At 59.4% G+C, this 391-nt stretch carries 1 protein-coding gene; it reads left to right on the top strand.

Annotated features, from left to right (window positions below; all coding sequences use genetic code 11):
• Positions 1–233, top strand: a 233-nt coding sequence (locus tag AC1DY7_RS31400) for a hypothetical protein (RefSeq protein ID WP_477497663.1), incomplete at its 5' end; no start/stop codon positions are given.
• Between the last annotated feature and the right edge of the window lie 158 nt (positions 234–391).

Here is a 391-nt window from a genome sequence, read left to right as displayed (position 1 = left end):
GGGGGGAGCGCTGGCCATGCCGAAGAACGGCAGCTTTGCGCCGCATGTCGGCCATAGAGGCRAMCTTTGCCTCCGCCCGGAAGCAGACACTGCAATTGACCACGCTGAAGGTCGTGGTCGCGCCAGAGCCTGCAAAGGCGCAACTCGGTACACGAGGGCGAGCATTCCGCTGCGGAAACAACTTGAAGAAACGCTTCGCGACCCATAGCATGCCGCGCCATGGTGAAATCTGATCGGGAGGTCAGTGAGATCGGTCGGGTTTTTGAGCCAGTGCAAGGTAGGGAGGATAATAATTATGGCTTCCGAAGTGCAGGCAAACAACGGCGTTAACGTAGAGGCGCTGCTCGCCGCAAAAGAAGCGCTTACCAACGCCCCGGAGGCTGCGCAGTTC

The sequence above is a fragment of the Mycobacterium sp. P2_H7 genome, from assembly GCF_056403275.1.
Note: the sequence above shows the minus strand (reverse complement) of the source record. Positions and strands in the feature narration are given on the sequence as shown.